General features: G+C 73.3%; 17 protein-coding genes. 8 read left to right on the forward strand and 9 right to left on the reverse strand.

The features are described from left to right. The first annotated feature begins 131 nt into the window (after nucleotides 1–131). Entirely contained in the window at nucleotides 132–1,151 is a 1,020-nt protein-coding gene (locus E1266_RS10930; protein WP_132046206.1) for a terpene synthase family protein, read from the forward strand. Between the two features lie 79 nt (nucleotides 1,152–1,230). Next, nucleotides 1,231–3,012, forward strand: coding sequence for an NAD+ synthase (locus tag E1266_RS10935; protein ID WP_132046207.1), 1,782 nt, complete (start codon nucleotides 1,231–1,233; stop codon nucleotides 3,010–3,012). Between the two features lie 350 nt (nucleotides 3,013–3,362). Here E1266_RS10935 and E1266_RS10940 read toward each other — a convergent pair whose 3' ends face one another. From E1266_RS10940 to E1266_RS10950, 3 genes are all read right to left on the reverse strand, one after another. Then, nucleotides 3,363–5,480: a SpoIIE family protein phosphatase gene (locus E1266_RS10940; RefSeq protein WP_132046208.1), complete on the reverse strand. Its 2,118-nt coding sequence runs from the start codon at nucleotides 5,478–5,480 to the stop codon at nucleotides 3,363–3,365. A 134-nt stretch (nucleotides 5,481–5,614) separates the two neighbouring features. After that, a complete protein-coding gene (locus E1266_RS10945) occupies nucleotides 5,615–6,208 on the reverse strand; it encodes a TetR/AcrR family transcriptional regulator (protein WP_132046209.1) in 594 nt (197 codons plus the stop codon). Nucleotides 6,209–6,212: 4 nt separating this feature from the next. Then, nucleotides 6,213–7,787 carry an MFS transporter gene (locus E1266_RS10950; RefSeq protein WP_132046210.1) on the reverse strand — a complete coding sequence of 525 codons (1,575 nt, stop codon included), beginning with the start codon at nucleotides 7,785–7,787 and terminating at the stop codon, nucleotides 6,213–6,215. Nucleotides 7,788–7,928: 141 nt separating this feature from the next. On the opposite strand from E1266_RS10950, the gene panB reads away from it, so the two are divergent. Beyond that, a complete protein-coding gene (gene panB / locus E1266_RS10955) occupies nucleotides 7,929–8,780 on the forward strand; it encodes a 3-methyl-2-oxobutanoate hydroxymethyltransferase (RefSeq protein WP_132046211.1) in 852 nt (283 codons plus the stop codon). A gap of 67 nt (nucleotides 8,781–8,847) precedes the next feature. Here panB and E1266_RS10960 read toward each other — a convergent pair whose 3' ends face one another. Beyond that, on the reverse strand, nucleotides 8,848–9,903 hold the full coding sequence (locus E1266_RS10960; RefSeq protein ID WP_207945560.1) for a potassium channel family protein: 1,056 nt from the start codon (nucleotides 9,901–9,903) through the stop codon (nucleotides 8,848–8,850). A gap of 37 nt (nucleotides 9,904–9,940) precedes the next feature. Next, entirely contained in the window at nucleotides 9,941–10,633 is a 693-nt protein-coding gene (npdG, locus tag E1266_RS10965) for an NADPH-dependent F420 reductase (protein ID WP_132046213.1), read from the reverse strand. 101 nt (nucleotides 10,634–10,734) lie between these two features. On the opposite strand from npdG, the gene E1266_RS10970 reads away from it, so the two are divergent. Beyond that, on the forward strand, nucleotides 10,735–11,322 hold the full coding sequence (locus E1266_RS10970; RefSeq protein ID WP_243718359.1) for a hypothetical protein: 588 nt from the start codon (nucleotides 10,735–10,737) through the stop codon (nucleotides 11,320–11,322). A 26-nt stretch (nucleotides 11,323–11,348) separates the two neighbouring features. On the opposite strand, the gene E1266_RS10975 is transcribed toward E1266_RS10970, so the two are convergent. After that, nucleotides 11,349–11,528, reverse strand: coding sequence for a hypothetical protein (locus E1266_RS10975; RefSeq protein ID WP_132046215.1), 180 nt, complete (start codon nucleotides 11,526–11,528; stop codon nucleotides 11,349–11,351). A gap of 71 nt (nucleotides 11,529–11,599) precedes the next feature. Here E1266_RS10975 and map point away from each other — a divergent pair, with 71 nt between their 5' ends. The 4 genes from map (at nucleotide 11,600) to E1266_RS10995 (ending at nucleotide 15,126) form a co-directional block, all read left to right on the forward strand. Continuing rightward, complete coding sequence (gene map / locus E1266_RS10980; protein WP_132046216.1) at nucleotides 11,600–12,451, forward strand: type I methionyl aminopeptidase; 852 nt, start codon at nucleotides 11,600–11,602, stop codon at nucleotides 12,449–12,451. 58 nt (nucleotides 12,452–12,509) lie between these two features. Next, nucleotides 12,510–13,199 carry a helix-hairpin-helix domain-containing protein gene (locus tag E1266_RS10985; RefSeq protein ID WP_132046217.1) on the forward strand — a complete coding sequence of 230 codons (690 nt, stop codon included), beginning with the start codon at nucleotides 12,510–12,512 and terminating at the stop codon, nucleotides 13,197–13,199. Nucleotides 13,200–13,218: 19 nt separating this feature from the next. Beyond that, nucleotides 13,219–14,235: a DNA polymerase ligase N-terminal domain-containing protein gene (locus E1266_RS10990; RefSeq protein ID WP_132046218.1), complete on the forward strand. Its 1,017-nt coding sequence runs from the start codon at nucleotides 13,219–13,221 to the stop codon at nucleotides 14,233–14,235. 174 nt (nucleotides 14,236–14,409) lie between these two features. Next, complete coding sequence (locus E1266_RS10995; protein WP_207945562.1) at nucleotides 14,410–15,126, forward strand: metal-dependent hydrolase; 717 nt, start codon at nucleotides 14,410–14,412, stop codon at nucleotides 15,124–15,126. A 6-nt stretch (nucleotides 15,127–15,132) separates the two neighbouring features. Here E1266_RS10995 and E1266_RS11000 read toward each other — a convergent pair whose 3' ends face one another. The 3 genes from E1266_RS11000 to E1266_RS11010 are packed head-to-tail and all read right to left on the reverse strand — an operon-like array spanning nucleotide 15,133 to nucleotide 17,824. Beyond that, nucleotides 15,133–15,696, reverse strand: coding sequence for a GerMN domain-containing protein (locus E1266_RS11000; protein ID WP_132046219.1), 564 nt, complete (start codon nucleotides 15,694–15,696; stop codon nucleotides 15,133–15,135). After that, nucleotides 15,693–17,138: a HAMP domain-containing sensor histidine kinase gene (locus E1266_RS11005; protein ID WP_243718360.1), complete on the reverse strand. Its 1,446-nt coding sequence runs from the start codon at nucleotides 17,136–17,138 to the stop codon at nucleotides 15,693–15,695. Before E1266_RS11005 ends, E1266_RS11000 begins: the two co-directional genes overlap by 4 nt. Beyond that, nucleotides 17,135–17,824 (reverse strand): response regulator transcription factor, encoded by a 690-nt coding sequence (locus E1266_RS11010; RefSeq protein WP_132046220.1) that lies wholly within the window; start codon nucleotides 17,822–17,824, stop codon nucleotides 17,135–17,137. Before E1266_RS11010 ends, E1266_RS11005 begins: the two co-directional genes overlap by 4 nt. Nucleotides 17,825–17,974: the final 150 nt, after the last annotated feature.

Consider the following 17,974-nt stretch of genomic DNA (forward strand, 5'->3'; position numbering starts at 1 on the left):
TATTCCTCTCCAGCCCCCGCGGGCGGCGGCGCGGCGATCCCGCCCGTGATCATGCCCACCGCGCGGTTTCCCGAAAATTGACGTGGCGATCATGCAGCCCGTACCAAGTGATCATTAACGTGAGGAGGGTCGTGGACATCTCTCTTCTCTTCTCGATGAGCGACCGGGTGCCCGCGCTGGCGACACCGTCGGCCATGCACCCGGAGTCGTGGCAGCTGCGCGCGCAGGTGGAGGCCTGGGCACGCGGCCGGGGACTGGTGCTCGGAGATCCGGACACCTCGCCGCTCGGCCGGGCCCGCTGCGAGCGGCTCGCCGCGCGGGTCTTCGCCGCCGCCGACGCGGACTCGGTGGACCTGTTCGCACGCTGGCTCACCTGGACGCTCGCGCTGGACGACACGATGGACCACCCGCCGCTCTCCGACAGCGGCAGCGCCGTCCACGCCCTGTACGACGACCTGCTGCGCGCGATGCGGCGCGGCCACGCCAGGCCGGGGGCCCGGCCGCTGGAGGGCGCGCTGGTCGAGCTGTGGCACACGACGTCCAGGAGCATGAGCCGCGACTGGCGCCGCCGGTTCATGCTGCACCTGGAGGCGCACCGGGACGGGTGCGCGAAGGAGTCGGTCAACCGCCGCATCAGGCACGTCCCCACCGAGGCGGAGTACGCGCCGCTGCGCCGCCGGGCGTGCGGGCCGTTCCTCTACGACCTCATCGAGCCCGTGCTCGGCGTCGAACTGCCGGCGCGGCTGCTGCGGACGCCCCGCTGGAGCACGCTCGCGGACGGCGTCGCGGACGTCGTGGCGTGGTCCAACGACCTCGCCTCGCACGACCTGGAGGCGGCCCGCGGGGACGCGCACGACATGCCCGCCGTCCTCGCCCGGGCGCGGGGGCTGGACGCCGAGCAGGCGGCCGCCGCGGTCGCGGACCGGATCGCGGACCGGCTGGAGGAGGCGTGGACGGCGGCGCGCAGGCTGCCCGAGATGCTCGACCGGCTGGAGCTGACCGTCGCGCAGCGCTCCGCCGCGGCCCAGGTCGTGAAGGCCCTGCTGGCCACGCCGCGCGCCCACCTGGACTGGCTGGCCGAGTCGGGCCGCTACGCGCCGGCGGCGGACCCCGCCCCGCTGCGCCTGGACGCCCTCGCCTCGCTCCGGTGATCATCCAACCGCCGCACCCGCCCGGAATGCACTTTTCGTCACAATGACGAAACAAGATCAGGAGATTTATCCTGGGGGCGTGGCTCAACTCCGGATCGCGCTCGCGCAGGTGAACTCGGCCGTCGGTGACCTCGACGGCAACGCCGACAAGATCGTCGACTGGGTCCGGCGCGCCGCCGACGCGGACGCCCACCTGGTCGCCTTCCCCGAGATGATGCTGACCGGCTACCCGGTGGAGGACCTCGCGCTGCGCGCGTCCTTCGTCGAGGCGTCCCGGCGCGCCCTCGTGCGCCTCGCCCGCAGGCTCGCCGACGAGGGCCTCGGCGACATCCCCGTCGTCACCGGCTACCTCGACCGGCGGCCGGTGGAGCTCGTCCGGCCCGGGCAGCCCGCCGGGGCGCCGCTCGACGGGGCCGCGTGGCTGCACGGCGGCGAGGTCCTGGTGCGGTCGGCGAAGCACCACCTGCCCAACTACGGCGTGTTCGACGAGTACCGGATCTTCGTGCGGGGCGACCGGCTGCCCGTCGTCCGCGTGCACGGCGTCGACGTCGCGACCGTCGTCTGCGAGGACCTCTGGCAGGACGGCGGACCCGTCAGCGTCACCGGCGTGTCAGGGGCGGGGCTGCTCCTCGCCGTGAACGCCTCCCCGTACGAGCGCGACAAGGACGACGTCCGCCTCGACCTGTGCGCCCGCCGCGCCCGCGAGGCCGGCTGCGCCCTCGCCTACGTCAACCTGGTCGGCGGCCAGGACGAACTGGTCTTCGACGGCGACTCCGTCGTCGTCGGCGCCGACGGCACGCTCCTCGCCCGCGCCCCCCGCTTCGTCGAGCACCTCCTCATCACCGACCTCGCGCTCCCCGCCGCCGGCGCGGAACCGCCGCGCGGCCCCGTGGACGCGCTGGACGGCACCACGATCACCATCGACCGGCACGTCGTGTCGCCCGACCCCCTGCCCGCCTACCCGGTCGTGCCGCAGACCGTCGCCGAGCCGCTGGACGACCTCGCCGAGGTGTACGCGGCGCTCGTCCTCGGCACCCGCGACTACGTCCGCAAGAACGGGTTCCGCTCGGTCGTCCTCGGCCTGTCCGGCGGCATCGACTCGGCCCTCGTCGCCACCATCGCGTCCGACGCCATCGGCCCCGAGAACGTGCACGCGGTCCTGCTGCCGAGCCGCCACTCCTCCGAGGGCTCCGTCGTCGACGCCGAGGACCTCGTCAAGCGGCAGGGCGTCAACTCCCGCATCGTCCCCATCGCGGGCATGGTCGAGGCGTTCGAGGAGCAGCTCGAACTCACCGGCCTCGCCGCCGAGAACCTCCAGGCCCGCATCCGCGCCAACGTCTGGATGGGCCTGTCGAACGAGCACGGCCACCTCGTCCTCACCGGCGGCAACAAGAGCGAGCTCGCCACGGGCTACTCCACCCTCTACGGCGACTCCGCGGGCGGCTTCGCCCCCATCAAGGACGTCTTCAAGCTCACCGTGTGGGAGCTCGCCCGCTGGCGCAACGCGCAGATCGGCTCCGACCTCCCGTTCCTGCACCCCTTCGCCGAGGAGCCCATCCCCGAGGCGATCATCGAGAAGGAGCCGTCCGCCGAACTGCGCCCCGGCCAGCGCGACAGCGACAGCCTGCCGCCGTACGGCGAGCTGGACCCCCTGCTGACCGACTACGTCGAACGCGACATGGGCCGGGAGTCCCTGATCACCGCCGGCCACGCCCCGGCCCTGGTCGACCGCGTGATCCGCCTGGTCGACATAGCCGAGTACAAGCGCCGCCAGTATCCCCCCGGCCCCAAGATCACCCCCAAGAACTTCGGCCGAGACCGCCGCCTCCCGATCACCAACCTCTGGCGAGAGAAGAGCTAGCCCAGGGGGGCGACCCCCTGGAACCCCCGTTGCGCACGGCGCACCGTTTCCCGATCCGCTGGCGCGTCTCGTGAAACGGCCCCCCGTGCGGCGGGTCGTGCGACCTCCGGTCGCAGCACGACCTCCGGCCACACGACCCGTGGGGTGATCATGCACGTGGGCCCGAGGCACCGGGCACGGGTCGTGCGGCCGGAGCGAGTGCGGCGAGCGCAGGTCGCACGACCCGCCGAGCCGGGCGACCGCAGCGACACCGCGCGTCCCGCGCGGTCACGACGGACCGCAACGGTGGCGTGAGGATCGACCGGCTCGCGACGGGGGTTCCAGGGGGCCGCCCCCCTGGGCCGGCACAGTCACTCCCTGTGGTGGTTCTCGCCGGGCCAGGTTTCGCCGGGCCAGCCGGAGACCTGCTCGGAGGCGTCGGGGTCGATGCCGGGGACGATCTGCTCGCACCAGACGACCTTGCCGGCGGCGGTGCGGCGGGTGCCCCAGCGGTGGGCGAGCTGGCTGACGACGAGGAGGCCGCGGCCGTTCTCGTCGTCGTCCTCGGCGCGGCGCAGGCGGGGCAGGGCGGCGGACCGGTCCAGGACCTCGCAGACGAGGGTGCGTTCCAGGAGCAGGCGCAGCTCGATCGGGCCGGGCGCGTAGCGGAGCGCGTTGGTGATCAGCTCGGAGGCGAGCAGCTCGGTGGTGTAGTCGAGCTCCGCCAGGCCCCATTCCTCCAGCCGGGTGCGGACGAGGCCGCGGGCGCGGCGGACGGCGGCCGGGTCGGCGGGCAGCGTCCAGGAGGCGTAGCGGTCCTCGGGGAGGCGGCGCAGGCGCGCGATCAGCACGGCGATGTCGTCGCGGTGCTGGTCGGCGTACACGCCGGCGAGGGTGGCCTTGGCGAGGTCCTCCATCGGGCGGTCGGCGGAGTCGGGGCCGAAGATCCGCTGCAGGCGGGCGAGGCCGTCGTCGATGTCGCGGCCGCGGTTCTCGACGAGGCCGTCGGTGTAGATGACGAAGAGGCTGCCGTCCTCGACGGTGAACTCGCGGCTCTCGATGGCGGCGCCGCCGGCGACGCCGAGCGGCGGGGCCGGCGGGACCCGCAGGTACTCGCCGGCGCCGCCCGGGGCTGACAGCAGCGGCGGCAGGTGCCCCGCGGACGCTATCTCGATGGTGCCGGTCGTCGCGTCGTACACGGCGTACACGCAGGTGGCGAAGTGCGGTTCCTGCTCGCCCAGCTCGATCATCAGCTCGTGCATGACGTGCAGCGCGTCGGCGGGCGGCAGTTCGAGGTTGGCGAGCGTGTGCAGCGCGGTGCGGAGCCGTCCCATCGTGACGGCGGCGCGCACCCCGTGCCCGGCGACGTCGCCGACGATGAGGGCGACGCGGGCGCCGGGCAGCGCGATCGACTCGTACCAGTCGCCGCCGACCTCGACGAGCTTGCTGCCGGGCAGGTAGCGGTGCCGGACCTCGACGGAGGAGGGCGCCGACAGCCGGTTCGGCAGCAGGCTGCGCTGGAGGGCGAGCGCGGTGGCGCGCTCGCGGCTGAACAGCCGGGCGTTGTCGATGACGATCGCGGCGCGGGCGGCGAACTCCATGCCGATCTCGACGTCGTAGGCGTCGAACTTGCGGAAGCCCGGGACGCGGGTGCAGGCGATGAATCCGAGGAGGGTGTCGCGGGCGATCATCGGCAGCAGCACCATCGACACGTCCGACAGCAGCTCGCCCGCGGGGCCGCGCCGCCACAGCCGGGCGATCTCGGACGCGGCGTCCACGCTGACGTGCGCCAGGTGGACGGGCCGGGCCGTCTCCATGACCTGCCGGTACGGGGTGCCCTCGGGGAACACGAGGACTTCGCCGACGGGGAAGGTGGCCGGCCACGCGGGGTTGCCGTCGTCGGAGGTGACGGCGATGCGGCGGAGCACGGCCGAGCCGGACTCGCTGTGCACCTCGTCGGCGGCGACCAGGCTCTCCAGCACCAGCACCGAGGCGGCGTTGCAGTAGTGCGGCACGACGACCTCGACGAGGCCGCGGGCGGACTGGTCGAGGTCGAGGGACGCGCCGAACCGGGTGACCTGGTCGTCCATCAGCGCGCGGCGCATGAGGGCCGGGTCCTGGTAGCGCTCGCTGGGCGGCAGCGCGACCCGCACGTACAGCAGGACCGCGGGCGCCGCGCCCGTGTCGCCGCCGACCATCGGCTGGGCGGTCACGACGGCGTCGGCGGACGTGCCGTCGCCGCGCAGCACCGTCATCACGCCGTTGCGCTCGTGCCCGACGTCGTTGGTCTCGAGCAGGGTCTCGAGGTCGGCTTTGGCCTCCTCCCCCACCAGGTCGGTGGCGGGGCGGCCGATGAGCTCCTCCGGGGCGCGCCCGAGGACGGCCCGCGCGTTGGGCCCGCACTGCACGATCCGCCGGGAACCGTCGATGCCCAGGACAAGGGTCCGGGACGCGGAATCGGTGGCGGGCGCATCGCCACGCGGCGCCATCACTGATCTCACCTGACGCGCTCCAGACAGCCGGTCGTCTACGCAACTACCCAGCGACAGTATGGGGCATGACAGCGTTTCGATGGGAGAAGATCACGCTTACCAGGCCGAAAACCATTCTGAATTTCCCGGAATCAGTCCCGCGCGCTCCCGATTCCCTTCACGAGCGCGTCGACGACGGCCTCCGCGTAGCCCTCCGGGAACGTCTCCCGCGGCCTCCGCGGCGTGAGCGAGCCGACCAGCATCGACATCGCCACCTCGACGTCGAGGTCGGCCCGCAGCTCCCCGGTCGCGACGCCGCGCCGCAGCACGTCGCGGACGATCGCGCGCCGCGGCTCGATGATGTCCTTCTTGTAGCGGGCGTACAGCTCGGGGTACCGCTCCGCACTGCCGAGGACGTTCCAGAAGCACTGCAGGTGCCGGCGTCCCCGCTCGGCGGCCAGGGCGCGGGCGATCTCGGTGAGGTCCTCCCGGGCCGACGCGCCGGACGGCTCGGGCAGCGGGGCCTTCGCCGCGCCGAGCGCGTCCACGATCAGCGCCTCCTTGCTGGGCCAGCGGCGGTAGATGGTGCTCTTGCCGACGCCGGCGCGGGCGGCGACCGCCTCCATGGACACGCCCGCCACGCCGGACTCCCGGGCGAGGAGGTCGAGCGTCGCGTCGAGGATCGCCTTGTCGGCCCGCTCGCTGCGCGGCCGTCCCGGCGCCCTGCCGGTCGTCGTCTCGCTCATGGCGTCAGACCCCCGCCTCCTCCCGCCGGCGCGGCGGCTCCTCCGCCGCCCCCGCGGGCTCGGGGACGGCCGCGGCGCGCCCCGGCATCCACTTGAGGACGACCATGGCCGCGGCGAACGCGATGACGGCGGCGGTCCCGGACGCGACGTGCATGGCGTGCACGAACGCGGCGTTGGCGGGTTCGAGGAGGTTCTGCCCGGCGGCGCCCATCTGGGCCGCTACGCCGTGCGCCCCCTCGATGGACTCACCGGCGGTCTCCCGCGCGCCGGGGGGCAGCGCGCCGAGGTCGCCGCCGAGGTCGCGGCGGTAGACGGAGGCGACGATCGAGCCGAGCACGGCGACGCCCATCGCGACCGCGACCTGGCGGGCGACGTTGTTGAGGGCCGAGCCGGCGCCCGCCTTCTCGCGGGGCAGCGCGGACATGACCGACTCGGTGGCGGCCGGCATCACGTGGGCCATCCCGACGCCCTGCACGAAGAAGATCGCGCACAGGATCCACATCGGGGTGCCGGTGCCGAGCAGCTGGTAGCCCGCGAGCCCGCCGGCGACCAGCAGCAGCCCGCCGGTGCAGACGGCCTTGGCGCCGAAGCGGCGGACCATGCCGGCGCTGCGCGGGGAGAAGACGAGCTGGGCGACCGCGAACGGGACGACCATCGCGCCGGCCTCCATCGGGGACAGCCCGCGCACCGACTGCATGTAGAAGTTGGAGAAGAACAGCACGCCGGACGCGGCGAAGAAGCACAGCGCGATGGCGGCGACGGCGGCCGAGAGGCGCGGGTCCCGGAACAGCCGGACGTCGAAGGCCGGGGAGTCGCTGCGGGCCTCGTGCCAGACGAACAGCGCGAGCACGGCGACGCCCGCGAAGATCGGGCCGAGCACCGAGGAGGCCGCCCAGTCCCCCGTCTCGCCGCCGCGGATGATGCCGTACGACAGGGAGACCAGGCCGATGACCGACAGTACGACGCCGACCGGGTCGAGCCGCCCGGGATCGGGGTTGCGCGACTCGGGGACGAGGAAGACCATCAGCGCGATGGCGGCCGTGATGACCGGCACGTTGATCAGGAAGACCGAGCCCCACCAGAAGTGCGCGAGCAGCAGGCCGCCGGTGAGCGGGCCGATGGCGACGGCGAGGCCGACCGCGCCCGCCCAGATGCCGATGGCGCGGCCGCGCTCGTGCGGCTCGAAGACGTTGGTGATGATCGACAGCGTCTGCGGCATGACCGCGGCGCCGCCGAGGCCCATCAGGGCGCGCGCGTAGATGAGCTGGTCCGGGGACTGCGCGTAGGCCGACAGCAGCGAGGCGAGCGCGAACACCGCGAGGCCGCCGACCAGCACCCGCTTGCGGCCGATCCGGTCGCCGACGACGCCGAAGGTGAACAGCAGGCCGGCGAAGACCAGCGTGTAGGAGTTGATCGACCACTCGAGCTCGCTTTGCGTCGCGCCGAGGCCCTGGTGCGGGTCCGCGATGGTCTTCAGCGCGACGTTGAGAATGGTGTTGTCGAGCACGACCACGAGCAGGCTCATGGTCAGCACGCCGAGGATGGCCCACCTGCGGCGCTGGATCGTGGGGGAGTCCATGTCGATACGCAACGGTACCGTTTCGGAATTCATTCCCGGAACTTCAGGGAATGCCGGGGACTACCCGAATCGTTTTCGAAGTGGCACGATCGGTTCCGTCTGGGTACGCCACCGTGGCGCCTCAAGACCGGAGGTTCTCGCATGTCTTCTTCTGCCGCACCCTCAGCGCAGCCGGCCGCACTCTACGGCGGTACGGGCGGGCGGAGGGTCACCGTACGCGACATCGCCGCCGCCAAGGAGCGGCACGAGAAGTGGCCGATGCTCACGGCCTACGACGCGCTCACCGCGCGGATCTTCGACGAGGCCGGCATCCCCGTGCTGCTCGTCGGCGACTCCGCCGCGATGGTCGTGTACGGCTACGACTCGACCATCCCGGTGACCGTGGACGACCTGATCCCGCTGACGGCGGCCGTCGTCCGCGGCTCCAAGCGCGCCATGGTCGTCGCCGACCTGCCGTTCGGCTCCTACCAGACGGGCGTGCCCGAGGCGCTGACGGCCGCCACCCGGTTCCTCAAGGAGACCGGCGCGCACGCCGTCAAGCTGGAGGGCGGCCGCCGGATCCTTCCGCAGGTCGAGGCGATGGTCGCCGCCGGCATCCCGGTGATGGGCCACCTCGGCCTCACCCCCCAGTCGGTGAACGTCTTCGGCGGGTACCGGGTGCAGGGTCGCGGGCAGGACGGCGACGAGCTGATGGCCGACGCAAAGGCCCTCGAAGCGGCCGGGGCGTTCTCGGTCGTCCTCGAATGCGTCCCCGAGGACCTCGCGGCCCGCGTCACCTCGTCCCTGTCCATCCCGACGATCGGCATCGGCGGCGGCAACCAGACCGACGCGCAGGTCCTCGTCTGGCAGGACATGGCCGGGCTCACCCCGCGCACCGCGAAGTTCGTCAAGAAGTTCGCCGACATGAACGGCCTGCTCGGCGACGCCGCGCGCAGTTACGCGGAGGAGGTCGTGAACGGCACCTACCCGGCGCCGGAGCACTCCTACCACTAGACCCCCGACTGGGGTCGCGGAGGGCCGGTCCCGCTCGGGGCCGGCCCTTTCCCCTGCCCGCAGGCCGCTACGCGGTCGCGGGATCGGCGGCGGACGCCCCGGCCCCCCGCTTCGAGCGGACGATGATCAGCCGGTCGCCGGCCGCGAGGGACGCGCACGCGGGGTTGTCGAACGGCAGCAGCCGGCCGTCCCGCACCACCGCGAGCACCGGCTCCCGCACCGCCCCGAGCGGGCCGCCGACCTCGTCCGGGGCCACCTCGCGCTCCGCGAGGTCCAGGCCGCTGCCCTGGTCGAGGAGGTCCTCGATGACCTGCCCGACGTTCGGCTGGCTGGTGGTCACCCCGAGCAGCCGCCCGGCCGCCTCCGAGGACGTGACCACGTGGTCGGCGCCGGACTGCCGCAGCAGCGGGACGTTCTCCGACTCGCGCACCGACGCCTGGATCCCGGCGTGCGGGTTGAGCTGCCGCGCCGTGAGCGTGACCAGGACCGCCGTGTCGTCGCGGGCACTGGCCACCACGACCTCGCGCGCCCGGTGGACGGCCGCCTGCCGCAGCACCGAGCTGCGGGTGGCGTCCCCGACGACGCCGACGAACCCGGCCTCCGCCGCCTCGGCGACGACGCGCGGGTCGGGGTCCACGACGACGATCGACTCGCGGCTCACGCCGGTGCTGAGCAGGGTCTTGATGGCGCTGCGGCCCTTGGTGCCGTAGCCGGCCACCACGATGTGGTCGCGCACGCGTGTCCTCCAGCGGGCCTGGCGCCAGTCGTCCCGGGTCCGTTCCGCCAGCACCTCGAGGGTGGTGCCGACGAGGACGATGAGGAACAGTACCCGCACTGGCGTGATGAAGAGGATGTTGACCAGCCGGGCCCCGTCGGTGACCGGCGCGATGTCACCGTAGCCGGTGGTCGACATGGTCACGGTGGCGTAGTAGAAGGCGTCGAGCAGCGACACCGTCCCGTCGACCCCGTCGCTGTACCCGTCGCGGTCGGCGTACACGACGGCCACCGCGACGAAGAGCAGCACCAGGGCGAAGCCGACCCGCTTGGCCACGGCGCGCAGCGGCCCCGTCCTGACCGCGGGCAGCAGGACTGGCGGGCGCCGCACCGCTTCCGGATCGTTCACGTTCGGCACCGTACCGGCCCGGGCGGCCGGCCGGAGATCAAACGTCGGTGATCCGGAGCCCGGCGTGCGCCTTGTAGCGGCGGTTCATCGAGATGAGGTTGGCGGTGAACGCCTCGATCTGCCGGGCGTTGTGCAGCCGGCCGCCGTAGACGCCGCGCATCCCGGGGATCCGGCCGGCGAGGGCCTGGACGAGGTCGGTCGCCTCGCGGTCGTTGCCGAGGACGAGCACGTCCAGTTCCATCTCGCCGACCTCGGGGTCGAGCAGCAGCTTCGCCGACACGTGGTGGAAGGCGGCGACGACGCGGCTGCCGGTCAGGACGGCGGCGGCCTGCTCGGCGGCGCTGCCCTCCTCGACGGGCAGCGCGAAGGCGCCCTTGCCCTTCTCGAAGCCGAGCGGGTTCACGCAGTCGACGACGATCTTGCCGTCCAGCTCGGCGCGCAGCGACTCGAGGGTGGCCTTGTGGCCCTCCCACGGCACCGCGATGATCACGACGTCGGACTCCCCCGCGGCGACCGCGTTCTCCGCACCGGACACCGAGAGGTCCGCGCCGAGGTCCTCGGCGGCCTCCTGGGCGCGCTCGGCCTTCCGCGACCCGATCGTCACCCGGTGCCCGGCGAGCGCGAACCGGCGCGCGAGCCCCTTGCCCTGGTCCCCGGTGCCGCCGAGGATGCCGATCGACAGGCCGCCGGCGTCCGGAAGGTCATAGGGCGTCTTCTGCTGCTCAGTCATGCGGCCGAGTCTGCCAGGCGGCGTCGCGGCCGCCGCCTCCCGGGTTCCCACATCGCGGAACCGCCCTGTCCAGCGCGTTCCGTTGCGGCACCATGGTCCCCGTGGACGCCGAGCAGATCAGCATGTTGCGCGAGGTCCTGTCGGCCACGGGCTGGCTGGAGCGGACGCAGGAGTTCGGCCGCGCGCTGCGGGTCACGTCCCGGACCCCGGGAGGGCTGCTGCTCGTCGGCACGCCCGGCGACGACCCGTGGCACCTGGCCGCCCACCTCGACGACGAGAGCCGCCTCGGCGACGTCCCCGGCCTGGCCCCGACGCTGGTCCGGTGGCGGCCGCCGGCGGACGCGCCGCCCCATCTGCGGGTCGGGCTGGAGCGGCTCGAAGCGGCCCGGCGCGGCGAGACGCTGTTCGTGGTCGCCGAGGACGACGCGCCCGCCCCGCTCCTGGAGCGGGTGGACGACGCGCGCCGCACCGGCGCGACCGTCCTCGCCTTGGAGGGCGGAGACCGAGAACTGCGGGGCCTCGCCCACGAGTCGCTGACCGTCCCGCCGCGGGAGGCCCTCCTGTCGTTCGACGGCGCCCAGCACCTGGTCAGCGCGGCGGCCGGCCAGGAGCCCGCGAGGAGTCCCCGCGGGCTCCGGCGCCGCCTCGCCAGGCTCCTCGACACGGTCGCGGGGCCCGTGGTCGATTAGCCCGTGGTCGATTAGCCCGGGGCCGGTTAGTCGTCGCCGTTGTCGCGGCGCCACGCCTCGTTGCGCTCGCGCGCCAGGGCGAGCGCGCCCGCCGCGGCGCTCTCGGACTCGTAGGGGCCCATCCGGTCCTTGTCGGGGCATCCCGGACCGTGCTCGACCTTCATGTGCTTCAGGCAGAACCACCAGTCACCGCCGTCACCGGCCATCGGCGCTCCTTTCGATCGTGCGCTCGGCACGGGATTCGTTGCCGCGATCCCGCTGACTACACTCCATCACTATGACGACCCAGCTACTCCGGCCCGGACGCGTTTCGCCCATGCGCAAGGTTCCGTCGAGCATTCCGCGTCCGGAGTACGTGGGGAAGAAGCGCCCGAAGACCGGTGAGCCCGACGTCAAGTCACCCGAGATCATCGAGAAGATGCGGGTGGCGGGGAAGATCGCCGCGCAGGCGCTGCAGGAGGTCGGAGCGAACGTCCGGCCCGGCATCACGACCGACGAGCTGGACGCCATCGGGCACGAGTTCCTGCTCGACCACGGCGCCTACCCGTCCACGCTCGGCTACCGCGGCTTCCCCAAGTCGCTGTGCACCTCGATCAACGAGGTGATCTGCCACGGCATCCCGGACGACACCGTCCTGCGCGACGGCGACATCATCAACATCGACATCACCGCGTTCATCGACGGCGTCCACGGCGACACCGACGCGACGTTCCTCTGCGGCGACGTCGACGAGGAGTCGCGGCTGCTGGTGGAGCGCACCCGGGAGGCGGCCATGCGGGGCATCCGCGCGGTCAAGCCGGGCCGGGCGCTGAACGTGATCGGGCGGGTCATCGAGTCCTACGCCAAGCGGTTCGGGTACGGGGTCGTGCGCGACTTCACCGGCCACGGGATCGGCACGACGTTCCACTCCGGGCTGGTCGTCCCGCACTACGACGACCCGTCCGCCACCACGATCATCGAGCCGGGGATGACGTTCACGGTCGAGCCGATGCTGACGCTCGGCACCCACGACTACGACATCTGGAAGGACGGCTGGACCGTCGTCACCAAGGACCGCAGGCGCACGGCCCAGTTCGAGCACACGCTGCTGGTGACCGAAGACGGCCACGAAATCCTCACCCTCCCGTGACAGAGCCCTTGATCTAGAGTCCGATTCGCCCCAGATCCGGCCGGGAGACTCTCTAGAGATGAACGCCCCAGCGCCGTACGAGCCGCGGGTTCCGTCCGACAGCATGCCCCCCGGGCGCGCGGCGCTGAGCGTCACGTGGGCGGCCCTGCCGTTCCTGACCCTCGGCTTCGCCACGCCGTTCACCTTCGCGGCGGCGGCGCTGTGGCGGCGCAGCCTGCACCTGATGGTGTCGACGGCCGCCTACGTCGGTGTCTTCGCGCTGATGCTGTACCTGCTGCCCGGTCCCGGTGAGGACGAGGGGACCCAGCGCACGGTCGGCATGCTCCTGTCCGTCCTCGCGGTGGTGGGCTGCGCGCACGCGTTCATCATCCGCCGCCGCGTGTTCGACCCGCACGGGCTGTCGGCGGTCGACAACGAGGCCGTCGTGGAGCGCGTGAAGCGGCAGCGGCTGCTGCGCGACAAGGCGCGGGAGCTGGCCGCGGCGGACCCCGGTCTCGCCAAGGAGCTGCGGATCGGCCGTCCCGACCTGCCGCGCCAGTACAACGACGGCGGGCTGGTCGACGTCAACCACGCCCCGGTGGAGGCGCTGAGCCTGCTGCCCGGCATCACGCCGGAGCTGGCGCGGACGATCGAGCGGGTGCGGGCCGAGGCGGGCGGCTTCATGTCGGCCGAGGAGCTGTCCGCGGTCGCGGGGCTGCCGCCGTCCCTCACGGGCGACGTCGCCGACTACGCCGTCTTCATCCGGTGATCTCGGGTACGAACCGGGCGTGACTCCGAAAAAGCGGAAGAAGGACGCCGACCCCCTGGCGGAGTACCGCGGGAAGCGCGACGCGGAGCGGACTCCGGAGCCCGTGCCCGACGACGAGGCGCTGCCGCACGGGGACGACGACACGTTCGTCGTCCAGGAGCACCACGCGAGGAGCCTGCACTGGGACCTGCGGCTCGAACGCGACGGGGTGCTCGTGTCGTGGGCCGTCCCGAAGGGCCTGCCGTGGAGCCCGGAGACCAACCACCTCGCGGTGCACACCGAGGACCACCCGCTGGAGTACGCGACGTTCGAGGGCGAGATCCCGCGCGGCGAGTACGGCGCGGGAAAGATGATCATCTGGGACCGCGGGACGTACGAGACGGAGAAGTGGTCCGAGCGCGAGGTGAAGGTCGTCATCCACGGCTCGCGGGTGTCCGGCCGGTACGTGCTGTTCCGGACCCGCGGCCGGAACTGGATGATCCACCGGATGGACCCGCCGGCGGACCCGGACGCCGAGCCGCTGCCGGAGTCGCTGCTCCCCATGCGCCCGGAGCGGCGGGCCCGGCTGCCCCGCGACCAGGCCGCGTGGGGCTTCGAGTTCGCGTGGGGCGGCCGGCGCATGCCCGCCCACGTCGAGGGTGGCCGGACGCGGTTCACCGACGACCGGGGCCGCGACGTGGACGGCCCCGGCGGCCTGGGCTCCCGGCTCGGCGCCGCGCTGGGCGCCCGGCCCGCCCTGCTGGACGGTGAGCTCGCCGTCGTCGGCGGGCGCGAGATCTACATGGTCTACGACGTCCTGCATCTGGACGGCCGCCCGCTGCTGGACACCCCTTACCGGGAGCGGCGCGAGGCGCTCGACGGCCTCGGGCTGTCGGGCCCGCGGTGGCAGACCGCCCCCTGGTTCCCCGGCGACGGCGACGCCGTCCGCGAGGCCGCGGGCGAGCAGGGGCTGCCCGGCGTCGTCGCCAAGCGCCTCGACTCCCCGTACGAGCCGGGCGAGGAGTCCGGCGCCTGGCGATTCGTCCCGTCCCGTTAGCCCGCCCGCCTACCCGCCCAGCCCCGCGCCCGCAAGGGAACCGGGGCGCCCTCTCCCGCATCTGAACGGACGTAGCACCCGGTTCGGCGCGCCGCCACTGAAAACGATCAGTAGCGGATTAGAGTCCCGCTGACTCCGGGCTGCGGGAGCGCGGGAAGGCGGGGGTAACGGCACATGATGGGCAAGACGCACGCCCTGAGCGGCGCGCTGGCATGGCTGGCCGCGGTCCCGGTGATCGCGCAGGAGCGGCTGCTCGGCGAGTTCGCGGTGTCCCTGTCGCCGGAGCAGGTCGCGGCGGGCGCCGTGGTGTGCGCGGGCGCGGCGATCCTGCCCGACATCGACCACCACAACGGGCGGATCGCCAACACGTTCGGGCCCATCACCAACTACATGTGCAAGTGGGTCGGGAAGCTGTCGGGCGGGCACCGGCAGGCGACCCACTCGATCCTGTTCGCCGTCGCGATGGGCTTCGCGATGGACTTCCTCGCCACCCACCACGTCTACGCCTGGTGGGCCTGCCTCTTCATGATCGTCGGCTTGGGGCTGCGCGGGATCGGCCTCGACTTCGAGGGCAAGGAGCCGCAGTCGGCCCTGGCCGACTGCGCGCTCGCCCTCATCGCCGTCTGGCTCATGCACAAGATCGATATGAGCTTCGTGGGCTTCGCGGTCGCGCTCGGCTGCCTCGCGCACGTGGCCGGCGACTGCCTGACACCACGCGGATGCCCCGTGCTGTGGCCGCTCCCCTGGCGGACCGTCATCCCGGTCGTCCCGAAGACCGACGGCAAGGTCGAGCGCTTTGTGATCATGCCCGTCCTCACCCTCGGCATCGCCGTCCTCGCCATCCGCTCCGTCCTCGGCGACGTCACCGCCCAATGGCTCACCCGCGGCTGACCCGGGTCAGCGGAGCATGTCCCGGAACTGATCGCACGTCACCAGGCCCCATCCGAACTCGTCCGGATCCGGGGCGCTCCACAGCTTGACCTGCGCCACGCCGGGGATGGCCTCGCCGGTGCACGCGATCTGGGCCAGTGCCTCCCGCGACCAGCGCACCCGCCGGCGCGGAACCTCGGGCGACAGGTCGACGACCAGGTTCAGGCCGTCGCGGTACGGCCAGGACTCGCTCGCGATGAACCGCGCCTTCAGCGGGCGGCGGACCGCCGTGCGCAGTCCTTCGGCGCGTTCCGGCGCCGTCGGCCGCACGGCCAGCTGCTCGACGGCCAGCGAGTCCGGCGGCGCGTACAGCGGACGGCCGGACAGGCCGGGGCGCAGGACCGGCCGCAGCCCGTCCCTGTCGAGCAGGTAGACCGTGATGGTGGAGGTGCTCCCGTCGGCGCGCGGCGGGTCCCCCGCTTCGACGATCCCGGTCGGCCGGACGCCGCAGCCGGCCGTGGCCGGCACGGCCAGCAGCACGGCCAGCAGCGCGGACACGGCCGGGCGCGCCGTTCGGTGCCGGAGGCTCATGAGGGGCCGGCCCCTTCCCCTCGCGGCAGCCACAGCGTGAACACCGCGCCGCCGCCCGGTCCGTTGGCGGCCTCCAGGGTCCCGCCGTGCAGCGCGGCGTTCTCCCTGGCGATCGACAGGCCGAGGCCGCTGCCGTCGCTGCGCGAGCGCGCCGCCTCAGCCTTGACGAACCGGTCGAACACCACGGGGAGCAGGTCGCCGGGCAGGCCGGGGCCCTCGTCGGCGACCACGATCTCCACCCCGGCGGCACCGGCCCGTTCCGCGGGCCCGAACCGCACCGAGACCGGTGGTCGCCCGTGCTCCAGGGCGTTGCCGACCAGGTTGGCGAGGACGACGTCGAGCCGCCGCGGGTCCAGCCGGGCGGTCAGGCCGGCGGGGCCGTCGACCGTCACGCGGTCCGTCCAGCCCCGCGCGTCCAGCGTGCCGCCGGCGGCGTCGGCCACGTTCACCTCGTCGAGGACGAGCGCGGCGGCGCCGGAGTCGAACCGGCTGACCTCGATGAGGTGCTCGACCAGGCGGCCGAGCCGCCGCGTCTCGGTCGCGACGAGCCGGGCCGCGTCGTCCCCGTCCTCCGCCAGCACGTCGCTCATGGCGAGCATGGACGTGAGCGGCGTCCGCAACTCGTGGGACACGTCGGCGACGAACCTGCGGGACGCGGCCTCCATCGCCCGCAGATCCGTCACCATCCGCTCCAGCGCCTCGGCCGTGCCGTTGAAGGTGCGGGCGAGGTCGGCCAGTTCGTCGTCGCCCTTCACCTGCACGCGCGTCTCCAGGTCGCCGGCGCCGAGAGCCCGTGCGGCGGCGCCCAGGCGGCGCACCGGGCGCAGGACGCCCCGGGCGGCCAGCAGGGCGAACCCGGCCGCGGCCGCCACCGCCAGGGCGTCGGCGATGAGCAGCGTGCGGGTGAACAGGCGCAGGTCCGCGGCCTCCCGGCTGAGGTCCGCCGAGACGAACACCATCGGCGGCGTCATGCGCCACGGCTCGTCCGCCGTGGTCGCGTAGCCGGTGACCCGGGCTCCGACGAGCAGGTACGGCGTACCGCCGCGGACGATCCGCTGGAAGACCGTCCTCCGCAGCGCGCGGCGGGCGAACTCGCGGGTGACGGGCACGTCCAGCGCCCCCCGCGGCGGAAGGCTGACGCCGCCGTCCAGCGGCACCGGCACCGCCGCCGCCCTGCGTCCGGGCACCGAGCCCAGTATCTCCGCGAGATGCTTGCCGAACAGCCCCGTGACGTCGGGCGGCAGTTCCGCCGGGACCTGCCGCGCCAGCGTGCCGGTCACGTCGGTCACCACCGCCTCCTGGGAGCGCTGCAGCATCACCCGCCTGAACAAGACGTAGGAGAGGCCCGACGCCAGCACCGCGGCCAGCAGCGCGACCGCGGTGAACGCGGCCGCCATCCGCATCCGCAGGCCGGTGAACCACCGGCCGCCCGGCTCGCTCACGGCGCGGCGAACCGGTAGCCGAAGCCCCGGACGGTCTCGATCAGCCGCGGCTCCGCGGGATCGTCCTCGATCTTGGCCCGGACGCGCTGGACGCAGGCGTCCACGAGCCGGGAGTCGCCGGGGTAGTCGTGCTCCCAGACCTCCGCGAGCAGGTGCCGGCGGGTGCGGGCCTGGCGGGGCCTGCGGGTCAGCTCCAGCAGCAGGCGCAACTCGGTCGGGGTGAGGCGCACGTCCTTCCCGGCCTTGGTGACCTTGAGCGAGGACCGGTCGACGATGAGGTCGCCGTACACGGACCGGTCGGCGCGGGTGTGCTCGGCGCGGCGCAGCACGGCGCGGATGCGCGCGTCCAGGACGCGGGGCTCGACGGGCTTGACCACGTAGTCGTCGGCGCCCGCCTCCAGCCCGAGGACGATGTCGAGGTCGTCGCCGCGGGCGGTCAGCAGGATCACCGGCAGGGACCCGCCGCCGCGGACGTCGTCGCGGCGGATGCGGCGGCACACCTCGATCCCGTCGATGCCGGGCAGCATCACGTCGAGGAGCGCGATCTCGGGGGGCCGGGACCGCAGCGCCTCCAGTCCCTCCTCACCGGTGGCGCGGGACGTCACGCCGTGCCCCTGCCGGGTCAGCGCCAGCTCCAGGGCGGTCCGTGCGGAGGGGTCGTCCTCGATGAACAGAATGCTCGCCACCCGGCCATTATCGGCCACGAACGATCTTGCACCGCGTTATGTCACAAGATCCGGACATGACGCGGACGAGCTCATGACGGGCCGCCGGAACCGTGGGCGCCATGACACTCTCGATCGTCCCGGGGTCCTGCGGCTCCGCGCGGCCCGTCC

This window comes from Actinomadura sp. 7K534, assembly GCF_004348575.1.
Taxonomy (GTDB): domain Bacteria; phylum Actinomycetota; class Actinomycetes; order Streptosporangiales; family Streptosporangiaceae; genus Spirillospora; species Spirillospora livida.

Bases quoted from the DNA above. Each gene is read 5' to 3' on its own strand.
- E1266_RS10940 (WP_132046208.1), bottom strand. From the start codon at position 5,480: ATGGCGCCGCGTGGCGATGCGCCCGCCACCGATTCCGCGTCCCGGACC.
- E1266_RS10945 (WP_132046209.1), bottom strand. From the start codon at position 6,208: ATGAGCGAGACGACGACCGGCAGGGCGCCGGGACGGCCGCGCAGCGAG.
- E1266_RS10950 (WP_132046210.1), bottom strand. From the start codon at position 7,787: ATGGACTCCCCCACGATCCAGCGCCGCAGGTGGGCCATCCTCGGCGTG.
- panB (WP_132046211.1), top strand. From the start codon at position 7,929: ATGTCTTCTTCTGCCGCACCCTCAGCGCAGCCGGCCGCACTCTACGGC.
- npdG (WP_132046213.1), bottom strand. From the start codon at position 10,633: ATGACTGAGCAGCAGAAGACGCCCTATGACCTTCCGGACGCCGGCGGC.
- E1266_RS10975 (WP_132046215.1), bottom strand. From the start codon at position 11,528: ATGGCCGGTGACGGCGGTGACTGGTGGTTCTGCCTGAAGCACATGAAG.
- map (WP_132046216.1), top strand. From the start codon at position 11,600: ATGACGACCCAGCTACTCCGGCCCGGACGCGTTTCGCCCATGCGCAAG.
- E1266_RS10985 (WP_132046217.1), top strand. From the start codon at position 12,510: ATGAACGCCCCAGCGCCGTACGAGCCGCGGGTTCCGTCCGACAGCATG.
- E1266_RS10995 (WP_207945562.1), top strand. From the start codon at position 14,410: ATGATGGGCAAGACGCACGCCCTGAGCGGCGCGCTGGCATGGCTGGCC.
- E1266_RS11000 (WP_132046219.1), bottom strand. From the start codon at position 15,696: ATGAGCCTCCGGCACCGAACGGCGCGCCCGGCCGTGTCCGCGCTGCTG.